Here is a 7,215-nt window from a genome sequence, read left to right as displayed (position 1 = left end):
TTGATTTTTCGCGGGTATAGAGTTATCGCGTCCGTATGCCGTTCGCGGGGCCATGCCGCGCGACGGCGCGGACAGGAATATCCACGTTTCGGTGGGTGCAGGGCGGGCTGGGTGAAGCATATTTCCGGAGGGAATTAAATGAAGGGATACAAACACGGAACGGGGACGTTTATCGGAAAGGGCGGTGTCGAGATTTATTTCCGGGAGTGGATGTCGGAGAGGCCGAAGGGGATCGTGGTTCTCGCACACGGTCTGGGCGAGCACTCCGGCCGTTACGCGAACCTTATCGATCGGATGCAGGGGAGCGGCGTGAGCTTCTACGCGCTCGACCACCGGGGGCACGGGCGATCGGGCGGTAAACGCGGGCATATCGCATCCTTCATGGATTACATCCAGGATCTGAATGTTTTCATGACACAGATAAAGGACGAATACGGATCGCTGCCCGTGGTGCTCCTTGGGCACAGCCTCGGCGGAGTCATCGCGATGAAGTACGCGCTGACTTACCCGGCGGGCCCGAAGGCGCTCGTACTCTCGTCGGCGGGGCTCGTCCTCGCCGTAAAGGTCCCCAAGTGGAAGAAGAAGATGGGGCTGTTCTTTTCACGTCATATCCCCGCGCTTTCCATGCGCAACGAACTCGACGCCAATGACCTCTCGCACGATCGTCAGACTGTCGACGACTACGTTAAGGATCCGCTCGTCCACGATCAGGTGACGGCCCGCTGGTATACGGAATTTATCGCCGCCGGGGAGGAGTGCCTCAGGCGCGCATCCGAACTACGAATGCCGCTGCTGGTGATCCACGGGAAGGCGGACAAGATGGTGGACTACCGTGGCAGCGAACGCGTTTACGCGAGCGTGTCCACACCGGCGAGGGACAAGGCGCTCTTTGTTTTTTCCGGGCTGTATCATGAGACCATGAACGAGACCCCGCCGGAGCGTACGAAGGTGCTGGATGTTCTGGCCGGCTGGATCACCATGCGGCTCGGTGCGAAATCGGCAGGAGCGAAAAAGACCGCTAAAACCACGAAGGCCGTGAAGAAAAGGAAAACGGCAAAGAAGTCCGTCTTGAAAAAGGCGAAAAAATCGCTGGCGAAAAAAACCAATAAACCGGCAGGCAGGCCGGCAAAGAAAAAAGCTCCGACCAGAAAAGCCGCCGCGATAAAGATGAAGTCGGCAAAAAAGCGGTAAGCGTTTTAAAAGAGCCCCCAGATAAAAAAGCCGGGTGGGAGTGCCCGGCTTTTTTAAATGATACTGCGATGCTGGCTGAGGTCTTATCGTAACAACTGAAGAACCGTCTGTGACTTGGTATTCGCCTGCGCGAGCATGGCCGTCGCGGCCTGCGTAAGAATCTGGTAGCGTACAAACGACGACATCTGCTCGGCCATGTCGGTATCGCGTATGCGGCTTTCCGAGGCCTGCACGTTCTCGTAGGCGTTCATGAGGCCCTTCGCCGCGTGCTCGAGCCGGTTGTAGTAAGCGCCCAGGTCGGCCCGCTGCTTGGAGATGATGCGCAATGCCTCGTCGGCTATGCCGATGACCGAGTTCGCCTTGCCGGGCGTCGAGATTGAAATGAAGGTCAGCACGGTGGGATTGCGCAGTCCCAGAGCCGCCGTGGTCATGGTCTCGATGAATACCCGCTCGCGCTGGTGCATGTTCGGGCCCATGTGAAACCACATTGACGCCGTCGGGTGCAGGCGCGCAAATGATCCGGTGAGGAGCTTCATTTTGTTGAATTCCGCCTGCGAGGAAATGCGGTCGATTTCGTCGACGAGCTCGGAAATCTCCACCTGTATCTGCTGGCGGTCTTCGGGAGTGTAGATGCCGTTGGCCGATTGGACCGCCAGCACCCGTATGCGCTGAAGGATGTTGTGGGTCTGCTGCAGGTATCCCTCGGCGGTCTGGATCATGGACATGCCGTCCTCGGTGTTGCGTTCCGCCTGGCGGAGGCCGCTTATCTGGGAGCGCATCTTTTCGGATACCGCAAGCCCGGAGGCGTCATCGCCCGCCTTGTTGATCCGCAGGCCCGACGACAGCTTCTCGATGTCCTGTGTAATATTCCAGTCGTGGAATTTGAGGGTTCGGTGGGCGAATATCGCGCTCACGTTGTGGTTTATGATCATATCGTTCCTCCTTGAATTTTCAGCTATCGTCCCTGATAGCAGCTATGGATAGAGTTGTTGCAAAACCCGGGAACATCGGGGCCCCTTCCGTCGGTGACGGGGGGAAACCTTTGCGTTCTCCAGTTTCACAACAAGCCCAGTACTCATAGTGATCATCCTGAAGGTCGTCAGTTTAAAAAATATATTGGAGACTGATTATAGACGATTAGAGCGGTATATATCTAATTATCATTGAATATAGATTATTTTCAGTGTTTTTCCATTCGATTAGATTTTTTTTATTTTTTAGCAAAATTACTTTTCCATGCGGCATGGCCGTTTATACTGACGCAGCCGGCAGGTTACTGGAAATCGATTTCCATTCTTACAGAATGGTGGTGCTGAGTTTACGATCCGGAGCAAATCCGGAAGAGGTCGTTTTGTTCTTGTAAATAATGGCGGTCGGCCGTTTTGTGCTGTGAAAACGGGCCGCACGGGCATGGGTAAAGGTTTAGCTAATGGTAAAAAGATTCGGCGGGTATTCTCCGCGGATGAGATCCCCACTTTCGGGCCGGGGCGGCGCTTCGCGTCTACCGGGAATTGCACAATGGGCTCTGAACACGCTGGGCGGGTTCTCTGCGCGCTTTCGCAATCCCCGGGCGCTCATCGCCGGGATCGCGGCCGGGGTGCTGTGCGCTTTCATCATCATACTCGTCGTGGATTTTTTCCGGGTGAGATCGCTGGCGAGCTTCGAACCCAAGGTGCCAACCAAAATATTCGATAAAAACGGCGTACTGGTGGCCGAGCTCTTCAGGCAGAAGCGCGAGGTCGTACCGCTTGCGAAAATCCCCAAAAACCTCGCCCATGCGTTCGTGGCCATAGAAGACAACGAGTTTTACGAGCACTTCGGCATCAATCCGAAGGGGATAGCCAGGGCGTTCTTCATCAATGTTTTTTCCGGTCGGATCCGCCAGGGTGGAAGCACCATCACGCAACAGCTCTCAAAGATTCTACTGACCTCCGGCGAAAGAAGCATCTTTCGCAAGGTCAAAGAGGCTTTTATCTCCATCATGATGGAGATATTCTATACCAAGGACGAAATACTGACGTTGTACCTAAACCAGATATTCCTGGGGCACGGGGCCTACGGTGTACAGTCGGCATCGCAGTTTTACTTTAACAAAAACGTATGGGAGCTCAACCTGGCCGAGTGCGCGCTTCTGGCCACGCTGCCGTCATCGCCCAACAATCTCTCGCCGATACGCTTTCCGGAGCGCGCCCTCGAACGGCACAAGATTGTGCTGGCCAAGATGGTGGAGGCGGGATATGTAACCATTCCGCAGGCTGAGAAGGCATACCTCGATTTCTGGCCTGATTATCTCTATCATATAAACGAGCGCCCCCCCACCATGAACACTTGGTCATCGAGGATCGACAAGGCCCCGTGGTTTACCGAGTACGTTCGCCGTATGCTGGTAAAAAAGTACGGAGAGGAAAAGGTATACGAGGAGGGCCTCCTGGTGTACACCACCATGGACCTCGCCAAGCAGCTGGCGGCCCAGCGGGTGCTGCCGCCGGCCCTCAAGCGACAGACGGTGGTTTCGGGGAGCCTCGCATTCAGGCAGGAGGACCGGATTACGGAACAGTATGGTCCGCTGGTCGACGTGTTTTCGCTCCTGTTTAACTGCAATCCCTTCAGGCGGACCGGATCGCACGAGGTGAAAAAAGTCAACGATGCGCTCAAGGAAAGGGTGATAGACGAGCTGGAGATCATAAATTATCTCACCGGCGGCGATGCCCTGGGGGAGACCATTGAGCACTATCGCGTGGGGTACGCCGACGACAAGGATTATCAGAAAGTGGAGGGTTGTCTCATCTCGATCGACCATCGGACAGGTTATATCGAGGCGATGATGGGCGGGAGTGAGTTTACCAGCGGCAACCAGCTCAATCGCGCCATGCAGTCGATGCGTCAGCCGGGATCGGCGGTCAAGCCCCTTCTGTACGCCGCCGCCATGGAGTCGAAAAAGTTTTCGCCCGCCACCGCCGTGCTCGACTCGCCGCTGGTCTACCTCGATACCGAGGGCGGGGACTGGGTGCCTGAAAACTATGAGGGCGAATATTACGGCCTGCTGCGCCTCCGCAAGGCGCTGTCCCTCTCGATTAACGTAATCAGCATCCGCATCGCCGACGCGCTCGGGATCGAATACGTAATGCGATTTTATGGCAGGCTTCTGAAGCTAAGCCCGGCGGATACGAAACGGCGGGTGCCGCGGAATTTTTCCATTGCGCTCGGGTCGTTCGAGGTTTCGCCCTTCGAGCTCGCGCGCGCCTACGCGATTATCGCAAACGGCGGCAGGGACGTCATCCCCTTCAGCGTCAGAAGCGTGAAGGACCGCAACGGCCTGGTCCTCGAGAACAATGAGGAAGAGATCGCGGCATTGATAAGGAAGCGCGAGGCGGACGGCTCGATCCAGGTGCTGCAGCCCGCAACGGCGCAGATAATGATAAGTCTTCTGCAGTCGGTAATTTCATCGGGTACGGGATCCGCCGCGTCGATCGGTCGGATGGCCGGCGGCAAGACGGGTACCACGAACAACTGGAAGGACGCATGGTTCTGCGGTTTTTCCCCCCAGCTGACCACCTGTATATGGATTGGGTACGACAAGCTGGGGCTTTCTCTCGGGATAGGACAGGCCGGGGGGGCCGTGGTCGCGCCGGCCTGGGGCGATTACATGCGCGACGCGCTCGGGAACGAGGAGGGATACAGTTTCCCGCAATACGCGGCCCTTTCGGAAAAGCAGGTTTGCGCGATTTCAGGCCTCACGCTGTCCTCGAACTGCCGTAACAGCGTGGGTGAAGTTTTTATTCCGGGGACCGAACCGGAGGAGGAGTGCATACTGTGCCGCGACGCCCTCCATGAGGTGAAGGTGCTCCACAAGGGCCCGAGGGAGAACATCTCGGGCGGCCAGAAACAGTCCATTATGAAAAACATTAAGACGAAAAAGGACACCGACCGCATCCTCGACAAGGTCGGCAGCGATTTGTTAAATTGAATCGAAGGAGGTGCCATGCCGCCCGAAAATTTTATCCTTGAAAAGGAAAAGACCTGTCTTATGGTCATCGATATACAGGAGCGTCTTTTCAATTCGATGGAATACGACATCCGCAAGAACGTCGTGCGGAATATCGGGATCCTGATCGAAACGGCGGGAGCGTTTTCAATGCCGGTTGTGGTCACCGAACAGTACGCCAGGGGCCTCGGACCGACGATACCGGACATCAGAAATCATCTCGCCGGGATCAACGCTTTCGACAAGACCTGTTTTAACTGCATGCTGGACGGCGCGATCGAGGAGCGAATCAATTCGCTTGGCAGAAAATCGGTCATTCTGTGCGGCATCGAGACTCATATCTGCGTGTTGACCACGGCGCTGAGCCTGCTCGCGAAGGGGTTCCGTGTGGTTGTCGCCTCCGACGCGGCGTGTTCGCGGCGGAAGCACGAATGGAAGATGGCCATAAGCGCCCTGCGCGACGCGGGCGCGGTCATCTATCCGACAGAGACGATAGCATTTATGTTTATAGAGCGTTCCGGGACCGACGAATTCAAGAGGCTTTCGCCGCTTTTCAAGTGATGGGCGAATCGCCGAACGGAGATTACCGACATGATACGATGCACGGCGTTCGCTTTCGCGCTTGCGGTGTGCCTGCCGACTTTCGGCGGAGAGTCGCCGCCGGAGAGGCTCTTCGTAATAGAGAGAAGCCTCAACAGCAACATAGTCGTTTATGACGCCAACGTGGTTCCGGGCAGGCTTTTTAACCGGGCGCGGCCCGTCGATGCGTACTGGATTATGCGCGAACAGGGCAACCGGCGGGAAGAGCTGAATTACATAGAGAAGCACAGGGCCTATGGTTTCGATATCGAGCCGGTGCGGGAGGGGAGCTATTACCGGATGGCAATACGCTCCTTTCGCCGGAGGATCATCAGCCTGGTGCTGGAAAACAATCGCCCCATGGCGGTCATGGATATCGATGGACGGCGAAGCTATCTCTCTCGTATTTTTATTGCGACCGGCGGCTCGGCGCTATTTCCGGTGGTCGATCATGTGGTGCTCTTCGGTGTAGATACGGCCAATGGGGAGCGCCTGCGCGAAAAAGTTATGGCCCGCTGAGTGAGCCTATCGCTCCCCAATGGAATCCCACCTGATCATGCGCGCGTCCATGACCGGTCCGTCAACGCAGGCACGCATGGGCCCGGAACCGGTCTCGACCGTACAACCCGAGCAGAGCCCCACGCCGCAGCCGAAATAATTTTCAAGCGATACCTCCATCGGCGCGGGATTGTCCGCGGCGAGGCGGGCCATGCCCGCCATCATCGGGGTGGGGCCGCAGACGTACACGCGGTCGAAGCCGCCACCGGCGAGCAGTTCGCAGCCGGCCTCGGTGCAGTAACCGCCTCGCCCCTCGGAGCCGTCATCCGTTGAGATGATGAATTCGTCGACCGCCGGGGCAAATCGTTCCCTGCAGTATATGAGGTCGGCCGTGCGCGCGCCGTATACGAAGGTAACTGATGTGCCGCGTCTTTTCAGCTCCCGTGCCAGATAGAAAAGCGGGGCATTGCCGACGCCGCCTCCGATCAGGAGCGCGCGGCCGCCGTTTATCAGGGTAAATCCCTTTCCAAGCGGTCCGAGCATGTCGATGTCCGCCCCGGCGGGGAAGCCGCTGATGAGCCTGGAGCCCCTTCCGACAATCCTGATGACGATCTCCATTATTCCTTCGTTGTAATCGAAAACGGAAAAGGGCCGTCGCACGAGCGGGTCGGTGCACGGCGCGGCTTTAATATTGACGAATTGCCCTGGCTCCGGTGCGCATGCTCCGTCGAACCTCAGTTTTAAAAGGATATGGTCCCGTGCTATGGGCAAGGGCCTGTCAATAAGCTGTGCCATCTATTTGCCGCCATCGAATTAATGATGGAACAAGGATTCCCCCGTATAAAGACTAATACAATACTATTTTTTACCGGGTGTTGTTTATTTACCCGCTGTATCAACCGTGTTCCCGGCTGGATGCGGGCCGGTTTCACCCGGGAATACGGGGCCGCCACCTTGTTCTT

6 protein-coding genes are annotated in these 7,215 nt (G+C 56.7%); 4 read left to right on the top strand and 2 right to left on the bottom strand.

The annotated features are described in order from the left end of the window. Positions 1 to 138: 138 nt before the first annotated feature. A complete protein-coding gene (locus VLM75_05760; GenBank protein HSV96427.1) occupies positions 139 to 1,191 on the top strand; it encodes a lysophospholipase in 1,053 nt (350 codons plus the stop codon). 83 nt (positions 1,192 to 1,274) lie between these two features. Here VLM75_05760 and VLM75_05755 read toward each other — a convergent pair whose 3' ends face one another. Continuing rightward, positions 1,275 to 2,123, bottom strand: coding sequence for a flagellin (locus VLM75_05755; protein ID HSV96426.1), 849 nt, complete (start codon positions 2,121 to 2,123; stop codon positions 1,275 to 1,277). A gap of 530 nt (positions 2,124 to 2,653) precedes the next feature. On the opposite strand from VLM75_05755, the gene VLM75_05750 reads away from it, so the two are divergent. The 3 genes from VLM75_05750 to VLM75_05740 are packed head-to-tail and all read left to right on the top strand — an operon-like array spanning position 2,654 to position 6,274. Beyond that, positions 2,654 to 5,158 carry a PBP1A family penicillin-binding protein gene (locus VLM75_05750; GenBank protein ID HSV96425.1) on the top strand — a complete coding sequence of 835 codons (2,505 nt, stop codon included), beginning with the start codon at positions 2,654 to 2,656 and terminating at the stop codon, positions 5,156 to 5,158. 15 nt (positions 5,159 to 5,173) lie between these two features. Next, a complete protein-coding gene (locus tag VLM75_05745; GenBank protein HSV96424.1) occupies positions 5,174 to 5,737 on the top strand; it encodes an isochorismatase family protein in 564 nt (187 codons plus the stop codon). Positions 5,738 to 5,767: 30 nt separating this feature from the next. Further along, positions 5,768 to 6,274 carry a DUF4833 domain-containing protein gene (locus VLM75_05740; protein ID HSV96423.1) on the top strand — a complete coding sequence of 169 codons (507 nt, stop codon included), beginning with the start codon at positions 5,768 to 5,770 and terminating at the stop codon, positions 6,272 to 6,274. Positions 6,275 to 6,280: 6 nt separating this feature from the next. Here the strand turns inward: VLM75_05740 and VLM75_05735 are convergent, their stop codons facing one another. Continuing rightward, a complete protein-coding gene (locus VLM75_05735; GenBank protein ID HSV96422.1) occupies positions 6,281 to 7,048 on the bottom strand; it encodes a dihydroorotate dehydrogenase electron transfer subunit in 768 nt (255 codons plus the stop codon). Positions 7,049 to 7,215: the final 167 nt, after the last annotated feature.

It is taken from the genome of Spirochaetota bacterium (assembly GCA_035477215.1).
In the GTDB taxonomy this organism is placed as follows: Bacteria; Spirochaetota; UBA4802; order UBA4802; family UBA5368; genus MVZN01.
Note: the sequence above shows the minus strand (reverse complement) of the source record. Positions and strands in the feature narration are given on the sequence as shown.